Origin of the sequence: Streptococcus sp. 53, assembly GCF_013276565.1 — a bacterium.
Lineage (GTDB): Bacteria > Bacillota > Bacilli > Lactobacillales > Streptococcaceae > Streptococcus.
In genome coordinates this window covers 34,444-50,720 of record NZ_VMLG01000020.1, presented here as the reverse complement: position 1 = coordinate 50,720, position 16,277 = coordinate 34,444, and the positions used below count along the sequence as shown (strand labels likewise).

18 protein-coding genes are annotated in these 16,277 nt (G+C 41.8%); 5 read left to right on the top strand and 13 right to left on the bottom strand.

All coding sequences use genetic code 11. The features are described from left to right. Positions 1 to 69: 69 nt before the first annotated feature. Positions 70 to 1,644 (bottom strand): DEAD/DEAH box helicase, encoded by a 1,575-nt coding sequence (locus HT722_RS06445; protein WP_173278163.1) that lies wholly within the window; start codon positions 1,642 to 1,644, stop codon positions 70 to 72. Between the two features lie 197 nt (positions 1,645 to 1,841). After that, positions 1,842 to 3,068, bottom strand: a complete 1,227-nt coding sequence (locus HT722_RS06440; RefSeq protein WP_173278161.1) for an OFA family MFS transporter — start codon at positions 3,066 to 3,068, stop codon at positions 1,842 to 1,844. 193 nt (positions 3,069 to 3,261) lie between these two features. Here HT722_RS06440 and HT722_RS06435 point away from each other — a divergent pair, with 193 nt between their 5' ends. The 4 genes from HT722_RS06435 to HT722_RS06420 all read left to right on the top strand — a co-directional run bounded on the left by HT722_RS06435 (position 3,262) and on the right by HT722_RS06420 (position 8,011). Further along, entirely contained in the window at positions 3,262 to 4,578 is a 1,317-nt protein-coding gene (locus tag HT722_RS06435) for an FAD-containing oxidoreductase (RefSeq protein WP_173278159.1), read from the top strand. Between the two features lie 98 nt (positions 4,579 to 4,676). Next, complete coding sequence (gene murT / locus HT722_RS06430; RefSeq protein WP_173278157.1) at positions 4,677 to 6,020, top strand: lipid II isoglutaminyl synthase subunit MurT; 1,344 nt, start codon at positions 4,677 to 4,679, stop codon at positions 6,018 to 6,020. Further along, on the top strand, positions 6,020 to 6,802 hold the full coding sequence (gene gatD / locus HT722_RS06425) for a lipid II isoglutaminyl synthase subunit GatD (RefSeq protein WP_173278155.1): 783 nt from the start codon (positions 6,020 to 6,022) through the stop codon (positions 6,800 to 6,802). Before murT ends, gatD begins: the two co-directional genes overlap by 1 nt. 126 nt (positions 6,803 to 6,928) lie before the next feature. After that, positions 6,929 to 8,011 carry a Xaa-Pro peptidase family protein gene (locus HT722_RS06420; RefSeq protein ID WP_173278153.1) on the top strand — a complete coding sequence of 361 codons (1,083 nt, stop codon included), beginning with the start codon at positions 6,929 to 6,931 and terminating at the stop codon, positions 8,009 to 8,011. 101 nt (positions 8,012 to 8,112) lie between these two features. On the opposite strand, the gene HT722_RS06415 is transcribed toward HT722_RS06420, so the two are convergent. The 8 genes from HT722_RS06415 to HT722_RS06380 all read right to left on the bottom strand — a co-directional run bounded on the left by HT722_RS06415 (position 8,113) and on the right by HT722_RS06380 (position 13,810). Next, positions 8,113 to 8,574 carry an ECF transporter S component gene (locus HT722_RS06415; RefSeq protein WP_000814989.1) on the bottom strand — a complete coding sequence of 154 codons (462 nt, stop codon included), beginning with the start codon at positions 8,572 to 8,574 and terminating at the stop codon, positions 8,113 to 8,115. Beyond that, complete coding sequence (locus HT722_RS06410; protein ID WP_173278151.1) at positions 8,552 to 9,325, bottom strand: bifunctional hydroxymethylpyrimidine kinase/phosphomethylpyrimidine kinase; 774 nt, start codon at positions 9,323 to 9,325, stop codon at positions 8,552 to 8,554. Before HT722_RS06410 ends, HT722_RS06415 begins: the two co-directional genes overlap by 23 nt. Continuing rightward, complete coding sequence (truA, locus tag HT722_RS06405) at positions 9,315 to 10,064, bottom strand: tRNA pseudouridine(38-40) synthase TruA (RefSeq protein ID WP_000199191.1); 750 nt, start codon at positions 10,062 to 10,064, stop codon at positions 9,315 to 9,317. The genes HT722_RS06410 and truA overlap by 11 nt, the downstream gene beginning before the upstream one ends. 213 nt (positions 10,065 to 10,277) lie before the next feature. Further along, positions 10,278 to 11,429: an MFS transporter gene (locus tag HT722_RS06400; RefSeq protein WP_173278149.1), complete on the bottom strand. Its 1,152-nt coding sequence runs from the start codon at positions 11,427 to 11,429 to the stop codon at positions 10,278 to 10,280. Positions 11,430 to 11,555: 126 nt separating this feature from the next. After that, positions 11,556 to 12,185, bottom strand: a complete 630-nt coding sequence (locus tag HT722_RS06395; RefSeq protein WP_173278146.1) for a Pr6Pr family membrane protein — start codon at positions 12,183 to 12,185, stop codon at positions 11,556 to 11,558. 2 nt (positions 12,186 to 12,187) lie between these two features. Continuing rightward, a complete protein-coding gene (locus tag HT722_RS06390) occupies positions 12,188 to 12,526 on the bottom strand; it encodes a zinc ribbon domain-containing protein YjdM (RefSeq protein ID WP_173278144.1) in 339 nt (112 codons plus the stop codon). A 130-nt stretch (positions 12,527 to 12,656) separates the two neighbouring features. Continuing rightward, on the bottom strand, positions 12,657 to 13,328 hold the full coding sequence (gene cmk, locus HT722_RS06385; protein WP_112443973.1) for a (d)CMP kinase: 672 nt from the start codon (positions 13,326 to 13,328) through the stop codon (positions 12,657 to 12,659). Between the two features lie 8 nt (positions 13,329 to 13,336). Next, positions 13,337 to 13,810 (bottom strand): SAG1386/EF1546 family surface-associated protein, encoded by a 474-nt coding sequence (locus tag HT722_RS06380; protein ID WP_173278142.1) that lies wholly within the window; start codon positions 13,808 to 13,810, stop codon positions 13,337 to 13,339. A 51-nt stretch (positions 13,811 to 13,861) separates the two neighbouring features. On the opposite strand from HT722_RS06380, the gene HT722_RS06375 reads away from it, so the two are divergent. Beyond that, positions 13,862 to 14,068, top strand: a complete 207-nt coding sequence (locus HT722_RS06375) for a ferredoxin (RefSeq protein ID WP_001824692.1) — start codon at positions 13,862 to 13,864, stop codon at positions 14,066 to 14,068. A gap of 50 nt (positions 14,069 to 14,118) precedes the next feature. Here HT722_RS06375 and HT722_RS06370 read toward each other — a convergent pair whose 3' ends face one another. From HT722_RS06370 to HT722_RS10365, 3 genes are all read right to left on the bottom strand, one after another. Continuing rightward, positions 14,119 to 15,084, bottom strand: a complete 966-nt coding sequence (locus HT722_RS06370; RefSeq protein ID WP_345789582.1) for a glycosyltransferase family 2 protein — start codon at positions 15,082 to 15,084, stop codon at positions 14,119 to 14,121. 1 nt (position 15,085) lies between these two features. Next, entirely contained in the window at positions 15,086 to 16,105 is a 1,020-nt protein-coding gene (galE, locus tag HT722_RS06365) for a UDP-glucose 4-epimerase GalE (protein ID WP_173278138.1), read from the bottom strand. Beyond that, on the bottom strand, positions 16,084 to 16,277 hold a 194-nt coding region (locus tag HT722_RS10365), incomplete at its 5' end, for a hypothetical protein (RefSeq protein ID WP_205380489.1). The genes HT722_RS10365 and galE, both read right to left, overlap by 22 nt.

Below are 16,277 nucleotides of genomic sequence, written 5' to 3'. Positions count from 1 at the left end.
CATTGAGTATTATCTTTTCACATTCGGTCTCCTTATATAAAAAAGCGATTCATTTTGAACCGCTTTTTCTTATTTATCTCCCTTGTTACGAATAACAAAGCCTGTTTGCTTTTCACCTGAAGTATTGCGTGGTTTTTTATTATCCTTACGGTAACGTTTTTCCTTATCAAAACGATCGTTTCCACGACTTCCTTTTTTGAAATCATCACGGCGACCACCACGACGGTTGTCTCCACGGCGATTATCACGACGGTCATCTCCACGACGACCTCCCTTAGCTTTACCACCAAAGCCATTACCTGATGGTTTAAATGGTAGTGGTTTTTCACGCGCAATCTCCACTTCTGAAAGGCTATCTGGGTCTTGAACAGTCAGACTCAAGATATACATTGCCAATTCTTCTGGAGTAAATTCGGCAGCTAGCTTACGAGCATCCTTACCAAATTTCTCAAAGTTGGCACGGATAGTCTCATCTGCAAAATCACGTTCGATTTTCTTGAGAGCTACCTGTTTTTTTGCTTGGAAGGCTTCTTCTGCACTTGCAGGTTTGAGACCTTTCATGCGTTTCTTGGTCAAATTTTCAATGATTTGGAGGTAGCCCATTTCATTTGGTGATACGAAAGTAATAGACTGACCTGACTTACCAGCACGACCTGTACGACCGATACGGTGAACATAACTTTCAGGATCTTGTGGAATATCGTAGTTATAGACATGGGTCACACCTGAAATATCCAAGCCACGCGCTGCCACGTCTGTCGCAACCAAAACATCAAGATTACCGTTTTTAAAGTCACGAAGGACACGAAGACGTTTGTTTTGGTCTAGGTCTCCATGAATTCCTTCTGCACGGAAGCCACGGATTTTCAAACCACGAGTCAATTCATCCACACGACGTTTGGTACGACCAAATACGATAGCAAGCTCTGGTTGTTCCACATCCATGAGACGAGTCATAGTATCAAATTTTTCTTGTTCTTTAACTCGGATGTAGTATTGATCAACCAATTCTGTTGTCAATTCCTTAGCCGCAATCTTCACATGCTCAGGTTCTTTCATAAACTGAACACCGATACGTTTGATGGCATCTGGCATAGTTGCTGAGAAAAGCAAAGTTTGACGGCTTTCAGGGACACGAGAGATGATAGCTTCAATGTCCTCAAGAAAGCCCATGTTGAGCATTTCATCCGCTTCGTCAAGGATGAGCGTTTCAATATCTTGTAATTTCAAGGCCTTGCGTTTAATCAAGTCCAAGAGGCGACCTGGAGTTCCCACCACGATATGGGCACCAGATTTAAGAGCCTTAATTTGTTTTTCAATGCTTGATCCGCCGTATACTGAGCGGACTTTGACTCCCTTACTACGACCAAATCGGAAGAGTTCTTCTTGACTTTGGACAGCGAGTTCACGAGTTGGAGCGATGACCAAGGCTTGGATAGTCGCTTCTTCTGTACGGATTTTTTCAAGGGTAGGCAAGCCAAAGGCTGCAGTTTTTCCTGTACCAGTCTGAGCTTGACCGATAACGTCCTTACCTTCAAGAGCCAAGGGAATGGTTTGTTCTTGGATAGGACTGGCTTCTACAAAACCAGCTTTTTCAATCTCTGCTAGCAAATCAGCAGACAAGTTTAATTCATTAAATTTCACGTTTTTCTTCTTTCTAAAGGTGGTGCGAAGCCACCCTATAGGGCTTAGTGTATACTTTTCTTTTTATGACGTATTTTCATATACTGGATACAAAATCGTGTTGCTTCTTTTCCACAAAAGAAAAGTACTGTTTTCTTTGCAACTTATCTAGTATAACACAAGAGAGAAGCAAAAGATAGCCTAATTCCTCTAGAAAATCATGTAAGCGGTTTTTGGCTTTCCTTTTTGATTGAACAACCTAGATAATAAGACAAAGCCAAGGCGATACTATATAAAATGATAAAAACGAACAAGGTTTGTGTGTAAGAATGAGCCATTTTATAAGTCTCTGCTAATAAAATAGGTCCTGCTAAACCAGCCATTGCCCAAGCTGTTAAAATATAACCATGCAGAGCGGCCAATTCCTTGGTTCCAAAAATATCACTGAGATAAGCTGGAATCAATGAAAAACCAGCTCCATAGCAAGTCATCAAAATAGACATAGCGACTACAAATAAAACGGAATCTGTAAAGAGCCAAAGTGAAAGAGAAAAGAAAAGATTGACAAGCAGTAATATACTAAAGGTTAGAGGGCGACCGATATAGTCAGACAAACTCGCCCAGAGCAAGCGACCAAATCCATTAAAAATCCCCAAAACACCCACCATTACTGCTGCATGACTTGTAGACAAGCCAGCCATCTCCTGTGCCATTGGCGATGCCGCTGAAATTAAGCCTAAACCACAAGCTATGTTGATAAAGAAAATAATCCAAAGTATATAAAACCGATTGCTTTTTAGAGCCTGATTTGCAGTCATCCCTTGCGTCAGAGAGTCTGTTTTTTCTTTCCCTGAAACAGATAAAATTGCAAGTTCTTGCTCATTTGGACGCTTAATGAATTGTGAAGCTAGGAGCATGATAATAAAGTAACTTGCACCTAAAATATAAAAAGTTTCTACAAGCCCTACCCCTGCGATGAGATGTTGCGCTATGGGACTAGTCAATAAAGAAGCAAAACCAAACCCCATAATCGCTAAACCTGTTGCGAGACCACGTTTATCAGGAAACCATTTTATAATCGTTGACACAGGGGTAATGTATCCTGCTCCCAAACCAAGCCCACCTAAAATGCCGTAAGCCAGATACAACAACCACAGCTCCTGACGGTCTATTGCAAATCCTGTTAAGATATTTCCACCTGCGTATAGAAAAGCAGATAGACTCCCCATGACTCTCGGACCAAATTTTTCTACCAAACGCCCCATAAATGCAGCAGATAAGCCCAAACAAAAGATTGCTAGACTGAAGGCAAAGGCAACAGAAGCCTGATCCCATCCCGTTTTTTCAATAATAGGGTTGCGATAAACACTCCAAGCATAAGTCGAACCCAGCATTAAGTGTAAAATGACCCCAGCAAAGGCAATAATATAACGATTCGATTTCATAAAACCTCCTATTTTCGAACATTTCTTCTATCTTATATAAAAATAGATAGGATTTTAGTTTATCAAGCTTGTCAAAAAATTACTAGTTTTTTGTCTGGAAAGCGTTTTTATCTTTTTCTGTCTTTTTCGTAGCAGAATTGTGCAAAAGTTTTTTTCTTGTGCTAGAATGAAATGCGAATAGGAGGAACTCTAAATGTTAACTTATGATTTAATCGTTATCGGATTTGGTAAAGCTGGTAAAACACTAGCAGGTAAATTGGCTTCAGCTGGTAAAAAAGTTGCCCTCATTGAACGTAGCAAAGCTATGTACGGTGGAACTTGTATCAACATCGGTTGTATCCCAACTAAAACTTTGCTAGTTGCTGCTGAGAAAGACTTGTCTTTTGAAGAAGTGATTGCTACCAAAAACACTATCACTGGTCGCCTCAACGGTAAAAACTATGCTACTGTTGCTGGTACAGGCGTGGACATCTTTGATGCGGAAGCTCACTTCCTTTCAAATAAAGTCATCGAAATCCAAGCTGGTAATGAAAAGAAAGAACTAACTGCTGAAACAATCGTCATCAACACTGGTGCTGTTTCAAACGTCTTACCAATTCCTGGACTTGCTACAAGCAAGAATGTCTTTGACTCAACAGGTATCCAAAACTTGGACAAATTGCCTGAGAAACTTGGAGTCCTTGGTGGCGGAAATATCGGTCTTGAATTTGCTGGCCTTTACAACAAACTTGGAAGCAAGGTCACAGTCCTAGATGCCTTGGATACATTCCTACCTCGTGCAGAACCTTCCATCGCAGCTCTTGCTAAGCAATACATGGAAGAAGATGGCATTGAATTGCTTCAAAATATCCATACTACTGAAATTAAAAACGATGGTGACCAAGTCCTTGTCGTGACTGAAAACGAAACTTACCGTTTCGACGCCCTTCTTTACGCAACTGGACGCAAACCAAATGTAGAACCACTTCAACTTGAAAATACAGATATTGAACTAACTGAACGTGGCGCTATTAAAGTAGACAAACACTGTCAAACAAACGTTCCTGGTGTCTTTGCAGTGGGAGACGTCAACGGTGGCCTTCAATTTACTTACATTTCACTGGATGACTTCCGTGTTGTTTACAGCTACCTTGCTGGAGATGGCAGCTACACACTTGAAGACCGTCTCAATGTACCAAACACTATGTTTATCACACCTGCACTTTCACAAGTCGGTTTGACTGAAAGCCAAGCTGCTGATTTGAAACTTCCATACGCAGTGAAGGAAATCCCTGTTGCAGCAATGCCTCGCGGTCACGTAAATGGAGACCTTCGCGGAGCCTTCAAAGCTGTTGTTAATACTGAAACAAAAGAAATTCTTGGAGCAAGCATCTTCTCAGAAGGTTCTCAAGAAATCATCAACATCATCACTGTTGCAATGGACAACAAGATTCCTTACACTTACTTCACAAAACAAATCTTCACTCACCCAACATTGGCTGAGAACTTGAATGACTTGTTTGCGATTTAAGTTGAAGTCTCATCTTAACTAACAGCCCTCTGTGGGCTGTTTTTGCTTCTGCGAAACACCAAATCTGTCTTTTCCCTCTTTTATGATATAATAGAAACATGAAATTAAAAACTATTTTGGGCCTTCTTGCTGGGCGTTCTTCCCACTTCATTTTAAGCCGTCTTGGCCGTGGAAGTACGCTCCCAGGAAAACTTGCCCTTCAATTTGATAAAGATATTTTACAAAACCTAGCTAAGAACTACGAGATTGTCGTGGTCACTGGAACTAACGGGAAAACCTTGACAACTGCCCTCACTGTCGGCATTTTAAAAGAGGTTTATGGTCAAGTTCTGACCAACCCAAGCGGTGCCAATATGATTACAGGGATTGCAACAACTTTCCTGACTGCCAAATCGTCTAAAACTGGAAAAAATATTGCCGTCTTAGAAATTGATGAAGCCAGCCTATCTCGTATCTGTGACTACATCCAGCCAAGTCTCTTCGTCATCACTAATATCTTCCGTGACCAGATGGACCGCTATGGTGAGATTTACACAACTTACAAGATGATTTTGGATGCCATTCGTAAGGTGCCTACGGCTACTGTTCTCCTTAATGGAGACAGTCCACTTTTCTACAAGCCAGCTATTCCAAATCCTGTAGAGTATTTTGGTTTTGACTTGGAGAAAAGACCAGCCCAGCTGGCTCACTATAATACAGAAGGGATTCTCTGTCCTGACTGCCAAGGAATCCTCAAATATGAGCAGAATACCTATGCAAACTTGGGTGCCTATATCTGTGAAGGCTGCGGATGTAAACGTCCTGATCTCGACTATCGCTTGACAGAACTAGTTGAGTTAACCAACAATCGCTCTCGCTTTGTCATTGACGGACAAGAATACGGTATTCAAATCGGTGGTCTCTACAATATCTACAACGCCCTAGCTGCTGTGGCTATCGCCCGTTTCCTTGGTGCAGATTCACAACTCATCAAGCAGGGATTTGATAAGAGCCGTGCAGTCTTTGGACGCCAAGAAACCTTCCATATTGATGACAAGGAATGTACCCTTGTCTTGATTAAAAATCCAGTCGGTGCGACCCAAGCTATCGAAATGATCAAACTAGCACCTTATCCATTTAGCCTATCTGTCCTCCTAAATGCCAACTATGCAGATGGAATTGACACCAGCTGGATCTGGGATGCTGATTTTGAACAAATCACTGACATGGACATTCTCGAAATCAACGCTGGCGGTGTTCGCCATTCTGAAATCGCACGTCGTCTACGAGTAACTGGCTATCCAGCTGATAAAATTACTGAAACAAGTAGTCTGGAACAAGTTCTTAAGATCATTGAAAACCAAGACTGTAAGCATGCTTATATTCTAGCTACCTATACTGCTATGCTGGAATTCCGCGAACTGCTGGCTAGTCGTCAGATTGTTAGAAAGGAGATGAACTAATGGTTTATACTTCACTTTCCTCAAAAGCTGGCAATTACCCTTATCAGCTCAACATTGCCCACCTCTACGGAAACCTCATGAATACCTACGGGGACAATGGAAACATCCTCATGCTCAAGTATGTGGCTGAAAAACTGGGAGCCCGTGTGACGGTCGACATCGTTTCTCTCCATGATGACTTTGATGAAAATCACTACGACATCGCCTTTTTCGGTGGCGGTCAAGACTTTGAACAGAGTATCATTGCAGACGACCTACCTGCTAAAAAAGAGAGCATTGACAACTACATCCAAAACGACGGTGTGGTTCTCGCTATCTGCGGTGGTTTCCAACTATTGGGTCAGTATTATGTTGAAGCTTCAGGCAAACGCATCGAAGGGCTAGGAGTCATGGGTCACTACACCCTCAACCAGACCAATAACCGTTTTATCGGTGACATCAAGATTCACAATGAAGATTTCGATGAAACCTACTATGGTTTTGAAAATCATCAGGGCCGTACCTTCCTCTCAGATGACCAAAAACCACTGGGACAGGTAGTCTATGGAAATGGAAACAATGAAGAAAAGATTGGTGAAGGTGTTCATTATAAGAATGTCTTTGGTTCCTACTTCCACGGACCTATCCTCTCTCGTAATGCCAATCTAGCTTATCGCCTAGTCACTACTGCCCTAAGGAAGAAATACGGTCAGGATATCCAACTCCCTGCTTATGAGGACATCCTCAGCCAAGAAATCGCTGAAGAATACAGCGACGTCAAAAGCAAGGCTGACTTTTCTTAAACAAAGTGAAACTATATCAAAGAACTCCACTATCTTGTCGGAGTTTTTTTGTCTTTTCTTTTACCCTTCTCCCTTGCATTTTCTCTCTTTTTTTGCCAAAATAGAGGGGTAGAAAGAAGGTAGCATATGTCTAAATTACAACAAATCGTAACATATCTTGAATCAGAAAAACTAGACGTCGCTGTCGTATCTGACCCCGTCACAATCAATTACCTCACTGGCTTTTACAGTGATCCCCATGAACGCCAAATGTTCCTTTTTGTCTTAGCAGATCAGGAACCCCTCCTCTTTGTCCCAGCCCTTGAGGTTGAGCGTGCAAGTAGCACAGTTTCCTTCCCAGTTGTGGGCTATGTGGATTCTGAAAATCCATGGCAAAAAATGAAACATGCTCTTCCACAGCTTGATTTCAAACGTGTCGCTGTTGAGTTTGACAATCTCATCTTGACCAAATACCATGGCTTGAAAATAGTCTTTGAAACTGCTGAGTTTGAAAACCTCACTCCTCGTATCCAACGCATGCGCCTCATCAAATCAGTTGACGAAGTGCAAAAAATGATGGTTGCAGGTCTCTATGCGGACAAGGCTGTTAAGGTTGGTTTTGACAATATTTCTCTTGATAAGACTGAGACAGATATCATCGCCCAAATCGACTTTGCCATGAAACGTGAAGGCTATGAAATGAGCTTTGATACCATGGTCTTGACTGGTGATAATGCTGCAAATCCACACGGCATTCCAGCAGCTAATAAGGTTGAAAATGACGCCCTTCTCCTCTTTGACCTGGGTGTCCTCGTCAACGGCTATGCGTCAGATATGACTCGTACAGTCGCAGTCGGCAAACCAGACCAATTCAAGAAAGACATTTATAACTTGACTCTTGAAGCTCAACAAGCTGCTCTTGACTTTATCAAACCAGGAGTGACTGCCCATGAAGTGGACCGCGCTGCCCGTGAGGTCATCGAAAAAGCTGGTTACGGCGAGTACTTCAACCACCGTCTCGGTCACGGTATCGGTATGGATGTCCATGAATTCCCATCTATCATGGAAGGAAACGACATGGTCATCGAAGAAGGCATGTGCTTCTCTGTTGAACCAGGTATCTATATCCCTGGTAAAGTCGGTGTCCGTATTGAAGACTGTGGTGTTGTTACCAAGGATGGCTTTGACCTCTTTACAAGCACCAGCAAAGACTTGCTTTATTTTGATTAATATTCTTTGAAAATCTTCCCACAATAAAACGCATAGTATCAAGATTTCAACACCTGATACTATGCGTTTTTCTTATTTGAAAGACTTTTTACTCAGCCTCTTTACTTAATCTTCTTGATACTTTGACTAAGGATAAATCCTACAATCATCCCTACCATATTTTGCATGAAATTTGGTAAAATTTCTGGTAGGGCTGCAGCCCAGCCATTCATCAATGTAGAACCCAAGGCGTAACCCCCTACCATGGCAATCGTTGCTAAGATAAGGCCTAACCACTGAGTTTTTCCTTTAAATCCTGCGAAAAATCCCTGCAAGCCATGGTTGACCAAGCTAAAGAACATCCACTGAGGATAGCCTGATAAGAGGTCAATCAAGAAACCTGCTAGTCCTCCTACTACAGCCCCTTCACGACTACCAAAGTAGAAGGCCGTAAAGAAGACACCAGCATCTAAAAGAGTTAGAATGCCTGTCGGTGTTGGAATTTTTAAGAAATAGCCTAGAACCACAGAAAGGGCGGTTAATAGGGATACAAGGGCGATTTTAGTTGTTTTGGTTTGCTTCATATTGTCTTACTCCATACTGATCTGCTTGTGCAATGGCACGGTAAACGAAAGCCTTAGAGCTTTCTACTGCTGGTAAAAGTTCATCACCTTTAACCAAGTAACTGGCAATGCTAGAGGCAAAGGTACAACCTGCGCCAGCATTTTGCCCTTGAATGACAGGATTTTCTAGGACTGTAAATTTTTGTCCGTCATAAAAGACATCTACAGCCTTGTCCTGACTAAGGCGATTGCCTCCCTTGATAATGACTGCTGGCGCTCCTAATTCATGCAATTTCTGCGCTGCAGTTTTCATGTCTTCAAGGGTTTTAATCTCTTGATCTGCTAGTAATTCTGCTTCAGGAAGATTAGGCGTAATCACACTGACATGAGGGAAAAAGCGAATCAACTCTTGGCAGAGCTCACTGACAGCTACATCATGCGTTTCCTTGCAGACCAAGACAGGATCCAACACCACAGGCACTCCTGGGCGTTGCTTGATAAAGTCCAAAGCCTTCTCAGCTACGCTGACAGTTGGTAAAAGACCAATCTTAATCCCTGCAAATTCCACATCACGCAAACTATCTAATTCATGTTGAAAAATGGTATCGTCAGTTGGAAAGACCTCAAATCCCTTTTCTGTTAAAGCTGTCAAGCAAGTCACTGCTACAAAGCCATGCAAGCCGTTCAAGGTATAAGTAGCCAAATCAGCGGACAATCCACCACCACTAAAAATATCATTTCCAGAAAGTGCTAAAATACGATTATTCTTCATAACGAATCTCCTTTAAATACAAACCATTTGGTGCTGCAGTGGGACCTGCAAGCTGCCTGTCCTTTTTCTCCAAGATGAGGTCAATCTGCTCTACTGGCATACGCTTGTTGCCGATTTTGAGCAGTGTCCCCACCATATTGCGAATCTGTTTATACAAGAAACCATTTCCTGAAAAGGTAAAAGTCAAAAACTGGCCTGTCTCATCAACCCTAAGACTAGCTTCTGTAATAGTGCGAACCTTATCCTCTACACTAGTCCCAGAGGCTGTAAAGCCAGTGAAATCATGGGTTCCTTCTAGCTTTTTGACGGCCTCCTGCATCCTCTCCACATCAAGTGGGTAAGGGAAGTGGGTGGCATAGTGACGGCGCATCGGATTTTTGGGACGTCCTCTATCCACGATAAACTCATAGGTCTTGCTATGCTTGGCATAACGACAATGAAAATCATCCGCCACAAGCTCAATTGAAATCACATCAATATCTTCAGGAGACTGAGTGTCCAAAGCAAAACGGAGCTTCTCCTCATCCATTTGATAAGGCAGGTCAAAATGAAGCACCTGTCCCAGGGCATGAACCCCACTATCAGTCCTACCAGCACCGTGAACAGTAATGGCTTGCCCTTTATTTAACCTGGTCAAGGTTTTTTCAATTTCTTCCTGAACGCTACGCGCATGAGGCTGGCGCTGAAAACCAGCAAAGGCGTAACCATCATAGGAAATAGTTGCTTTATATCTCGTCATAACTTCCATTTTATCAAGAAATTAATCTGTAAACAAGGACCTAAAATAAACACTGTCTGGGTACAAAATTCTCATACTCTTCGAAAATCTCTTTAATCCACGTCAGCTTCCATCTGCAACCTCAAAACACTGTTTTGAGCAACCTGCGGCTAGTTTCCTAGTTTGCTCTTTGATTTTCATTGAGTATCAAAAGTAAAACTTAGGAAACCAATCCTAAGCTCTCTTTTGAAGTAAGTACATGACAAAGATAGAGGTTACAATCAACCAACCTCCTAAGATGGTAAAGACTAGCATGCCATTGTGAGTTAGTAAGCCAATTGCACCTAGAACAAATGGGGTCGTAAAGGCTCCGAAACTACAGCCTAATACAGCAAATGAAGTGGCTTGATTGAGGAGTTTAGCTGGAATTCGTTCAGAGACAAGTTGAAAAACTGTCGTCAAGGCTACACTGTAGGCAAAACCAGCCAGAATGCTTCCTGCTACTACCACCCACAAGGATGGAGCCAGAGCAATCACAATTTGCCCTAAGCCGAAGGTAATACCAGACCAGAGGAGTAACTTTTCCTTAAAGATAGAAATCAAGAAAGAAAAACTCACACCAGCCACAATCCCAATCAACTGCATGACACTAAGGACAAAACTAGATAACTGGGCATCCCCAAGTCCTCTTTCCACCATCAAACTTGGAATACGGATGGTAATAGCTGTATTGGTACAAACTACAACTGCCGCTTCAATAGCTAGAGTAAAAATCAAGCCTTTCATTTCACGAGTTAAACGACTTGTATCCTTCGCTTTTTTCTTGACTTCTTTCTTTGATTTTCCATAAGGGACAAAGAGCAGATAAAGGGTCAGCACCAAAAATCCAGCACTATAGGCTAAGAAAGTAGCTGTCCAACCAAATGCCAACAACTGGCCGACTGCCAAGGTAATGAGAGAAGCTCCAACAACCTCTGCAGAACCACGTAGCCCTAACATCTGAATTCGCGTTTTCCCTTGATAACGCTCACTGATGATAGAAATAGCCTTGGCATTGATCATCCCAAGACCCAAACCAAAAAGAATCCGTGTTCCAAATACAAAAGGATAGGCTTGATACCAAAAGGGGGCTGTTCCACTCAGTGATAAAATCAGCAATCCCAAACTAATTTGTAAGCGCTCAGGAAAGATTTTTTCTAAGAAACCATTTAGTAATAACATAATCATGATTCCAAAGGAAGGCAAGCTCGCCAAGAGCTCAATTTGTTCCTTAGGATAGCCTTGATAATAGTCAAACATAGCTGGCAGGGCACTCGAGATGGAAAAGGATGTAATCAAAACGAGGGAGAGAGCCAAAATACTGGCCCGTTCTAAAAATTGTTTCATGAAATCTCTTTCTATATTTTCTCTTAATCTTCTGTCTCTTTTGATAGTTAGCAAACAAGCAAGAAAAGAAGAAGCCTCTTTAGTGTATAGACTCCTTCTTAAACTCGAAAATGAATCCCTTGTGTCTTAGGATGACTTTCTCTTGATTTGCTTAATAAAGTAGAAGATAAATCCTGCCACCATATAGGCAACAAAGATAATCAGACACCACTTGAACACGACATCCCAACCCTTGTTCACATTCAAAAAGAAGTAAGGGAAAGGATTATCCTTGGCATTTGGAATATTGAGTTTTAAAACCAAACCATTAAAAAGAGCAAAAATCATATACAGCAAGGGTAAAATCGTCCACACAATTGGATCCCAAATCTTGTATTGACCCTGTTTATCAAAAAAGAGGGTATCTGCGAAAAACCAGAGGGGAACGATATAATGGCAAAGGAAATTTTCCAGAGTATAGAAATTAGTCGCAATAGGCGCTAAGAGGAAATGGTAAATCACACAGGTAATCATGATACTCATGGTGACTCCACCTTTTAAGCGCAAGAGACTTGGCCTTTGCCAGTTTTCACCTAAACGGCTCATAACCTTTAGAAGATAGAGGGTAAAAATAGTTACCAAGAGGTTGGACAGAACCGTGTAATAGAGAAGCATCCCAAAACCACCATGCTTGGTAATTTCAAGATAAACTCCCGTAAAAGCCGCTAGAAACAAGAAGATACGGCTATAAAATACAAATTTATAGTGTTTTGACATACTTAAATCTTCTTCACAAACTCTGATTTAAGTTTCATGGCACCAAAGCCATCAATTTTACAGTCGATATTGTGATCGCCTTCTACGATGCGGATATTTTTCACGCGCGTCCCTTGTTTCAAATCTTTTGGCGCACCTTTTACTTTCAAGTCCTTGATGAGGGTAACAGTATCACCGTCAGCCAATTTATTTCCGTTGGCATCGACAGCAACAAGGCCCTCTTCTACATCTGCACCTTCAGCAGGATTCCACTCATAAGCACACTCTGGGCAAACCAGTAGGGCACCGTCTTCGTAGACATACTCTGAGTTACATTGTGGGCAATTTGGTAGGTTGTTCATGGTTTCTCCTTATCATCATTCAGTATTCTTTGAAAATCAAAATTTCTCGAACAGCAACTATTATACCCTAAAATCAGCATTTTGACAAATTTAGAAAAAAACCGATATCCATCTATCGGTTTTTCTACATTTACATTCTTTTTTCAGCTTCTGCTTTGATTTTTTCAACTACTTCTTGAATGTTCAAACCAGTTGTATCAAGGTAAACTGCATCCTCTGCTTGTTTGAGAGGTGAAGTCTCACGATGACTATCCTTGTAGTCACGCGCCGCAATTTCCTCTTTTAGAGTTTCAAGGTCTGTTTCAATTCCCTTGGCAATATTTTCCTTGTAACGACGCTCTGCTCTCTCATCAACAGAAGCTACTAGGAAAATTTTTAATTCTGCTTGTGGCAATACAACAGTCCCAATATCGCGACCATCCATGACAATCCCGCCTTGTTGGGCAATTTCTTGTTGGAGGGAAACTAGTTTCTCACGCACTTCAGGAATTGCTGCAATAGCAGAGACATGATTGGTCACTTCATTTTCACGGATAGGATGGGTAATATCCACATCCCCTACAAAGACAAGCTGTTCTCCAGTTTCTGAACGTCCAAAACTGATTGGATGCTGGTCCAACAAGGCTAGAAGGGCTTCAACTTCTTCTACTCCTAACTGGTTTTGGAGAGCCATATAAGTCGCTGCACGATACATAGCACCTGTATCTAGGTAGGTGTATCCAAAATCCTTGGCAATAATCTTTGCGACCGTACTCTTACCACTTGAAGCAGGACCGTCAATAGCAATTTGAATTGTTTTCATATCGGCTCCTATTTTATTTTTATAACATCACCTGGATTAGCAAACCAAGACCCTGTAGCCATGTGCCCAGGATTTAAGGCCTCTAACTGAGCAATGGAGATTCCTGCACGAGCGGCAATGGCTGCTTCCCCTTCTCCTGCGAGAACTTTAATCGTTCCTTCAGGATTAGCAGCTTCTTCTGAACTACTAGAAGTAGATTCTGGCTCTGAACTCTGCTCAGGCTGGGAACTGCTTGAAGATGAGACTTGTACTATACTTGCATCAGAATCGTGAAAATCTTTCAAGGCTGCCGTGCGATTACTCCCCCCCGTTGATAGATAGATAAGAACAATAATCATCACCACCACAATTACAAAGAAAATACTAGCTAAAATCGTCAAGACACGATTGGCCACTACATCTCTGCCTTGAGTTCTCTTACGACGCTCTGCTCTTGATTCTTCTTGATCATAAATATCTTCTTGCCACGGTTCTTTTTCCATACCCTACTCCTTGTTTTTTTTTACTTTTCTTATTACAATATAAATATGAACATGAAAATCACACTTATACCTGAACGATGTATCGCCTGTGGACTTTGCCAAACTTATTCTGATCTATTTGATTACCACGATAATGGAATCGTGCGTTTTTACGATGATCCTGACCAGCTGGAAAAAGAAATTTCTCCTAGTCAGGATGTCTTAGAGGCTGTTAAAAATTGCCCAACTCGCGCCCTGATTAGAAACCAGGAAGCCTAAATCAATGGCGATAATCCACTCCCTCTAGTTTAGCACATTTCCATGTAAAATTATAGTCTTTTCTCTCTATTTTTTTCTGTAAAATCAGGAAGGTCACTTTTTTCTTTGATAAGATAAAGTGGTCTTTTTTTAGTCTCTAAATAAATCTTACTGATGTACTTACCGAGAATCCCAATGGTCAAGAGTTGAATGCCTCCAAGAAAGAGAATGACAGCCATCAGAGAGGTCCAACCTGACGTCGGATTGCCCAAAATGAGGGTCCGAACCACAACAAAAAAGGTCATTAGTAGAGAAATAAAACAAGATAGGAGACCTGCCACAAAGGCTATAATCAAGGGAAAATCTGAAAAATTAACAATCCCTTCAATGGAGTAGAAAAAGAGCTGCCTAAAACTCCAACTGGTCTTGCCGGCCTGCCTTTCGACATTTGGATAGTCCAGATAGTGGGTTTTAAAGCCGACCCAGGCAAAGAGCCCCTTTGAAAAACGATTGGACTCGGTCAAGCTTAAAATAGCATCGACTACAGACCGTCTCATCATGCGAAAATCACGGACACCTGAGGGCAAGGCTACTGGGCTAATTTTTTGCATAAGGCAGTAAAAGAAATCAGCACAGAAACTACGAAAGAAGGGTTCTCCCTCCCGACTAGTTCTCCGGGTCCCAACACAGTCTAAGTCTGCATTCTGGTCTAGTAAGTTTTTCATCTCAAGCAACATACTAGGAGGATCTTGGAGGTCTACATCCATCACTACCACCAAATCTCCTGTCGCATATTGTAAGCCTGCATAGAGAGCTGCTTCTTTGCCAAAATTTCGAGAGAAAGAAATATAATGAACTGCCGAATTTTGCTCCCGATAGGACTTTAAAAGTTCCAAGGTTCCATCACTTGATCCATCATCGACAAAGACATACTCGATTTCTGTTTCCAAATCTGGAAGTAAAGCTTCCAAAGCCTGATAAAAAAGAGGAAGTACTTCCTCTTCGTTTAAACAGGGGACAATGATTGACATCACCATCTTAGTCTTCAAATCCATTTGGATGCTTACTTTGCCAACGCCATGCGTCTTCACACATTTGGGTGATGCCGAGTTCTGCTTCCCAGCCGAGTTCTGCTTTGGCTTTTGCAGGATCTGAATAGCAGGCCGCGATATCTCCTGGACGACGGTCTACGATGCGGTAAGGAATTGAGCGTCCTACTGCTTTTTCCATGTTTTGGATAATTTCAAGAACAGAATAACCTTTACCTGTTCCAAGGTTATAAACGTTTAAACCTGAACCTTTTTGGATTTTTTTCAGAGCTGCAACATGACCTTTAGCCAAGTCGACAACGTGGATATAATCACGAACACCAGTTCCGTCTTCCGTATCGTAATCGTCTCCAAACACTTGCACTTGCTCTAATTTTCCAACGGCTACTTGAGTCACATATGGCAAGAGATTGTTTGGAATACCGTTTGGATTTTCTCCCAAATCTCCGCTCTCATGAGCTCCGATTGGGTTGAAATAACGAAGTAAGACCACATTCCATTCTGAGTCCGCCTTATAGATATCGGTCAAAATTTCCTCTAGCATAAGCTTAGTACGGCCGTATGGATTGGTCACTGAAAGTGGGAAATCTTCCAAGATTGGCACTGTATGAGGATCTCCGTAAACTGTCGCAGAAGAACTGAAAATAATGTTTTTACAGTTGTTTTCTTCCATGACCTTCAAAAGACTAACAGTTCCAGCGATATTGTTGTCATAGTAGGCAAGAGGAATACGGGTAGATTCACCAACAGCCTTCAAACCAGCAAAGTGAATGACCCCTGTTGGTTCTTCTTGCTTGAAAATATCTCTGAGGGTATCGGTGTCACGGATATCTGCCTCATAGAAAGGCACTTCAACTCCTGCGATTCTTTCAACAACTTCTAAACTTTTGCGATTGCTGTTGACAAGGTTATCCACCACAACAACCTGATGACCTGCTTGGATTAACTCAATAACAGTGTGGGTTCCGATAAAACCAGCTCCACCTGTTACCAAAATCTTTTCTTGCATCTTCTTTCCTCGATTCTCGGATTATTTTTTCTTATTTTACCATTTTTGATAGGGAATGTCATTTGCCATCCTAGAGGGTAAGATAAAATTTCAGTAAAATGCTTATACTCTTCGAAAATCTCTTCAAACAACGTCAGCTTCGCCTTGCCATAAGTATGGTTACTGACTTCGT